Annotated in this window: 1 protein-coding gene; it reads right to left on the bottom strand. The window is 68.0% G+C overall.

Annotated features, from left to right (window positions below; genetic code table 11):
• Positions 1–48: 48 nt before the first annotated feature.
• On the bottom strand, positions 49–297 hold a 249-nt coding region (locus ACRCUN_RS34295; protein WP_462146049.1), incomplete at its 5' end, for a PPW family C-terminal domain-containing PPE protein.

Genomic DNA, 297 nt, shown 5'->3' with positions numbered 1-297 from the left:
GAATCGATAGCGGTATGTGGTGCATGCAAAAGTGCAGAAGCGGTCCGGTCAGTTGCGCGAACCCCCTCCCGGATCGGGCGGGATCACATTGGGTGCGTCGGGGTCCCAGGTCCCCGGCAACATCGGACTGACCGGCCGATCGTCGAAACTGTCCCCCGACACCGTCGTCAACCCCGCCGCAGCCGCATCCGACCGCACCGCCGTACCGCTGAACCCCATCGCACCCGAACCCCGCTCCGAAGCTCGCACCCCCGTCCGCGGCTCCGGCGCCGGATCAGCACCCGGACCCTCATAGTC

It is taken from the genome of Mycobacterium venezuelense, from assembly GCF_054919535.1.
Note: the sequence above shows the minus strand (reverse complement) of the source record. Positions and strands in the feature narration are given on the sequence as shown.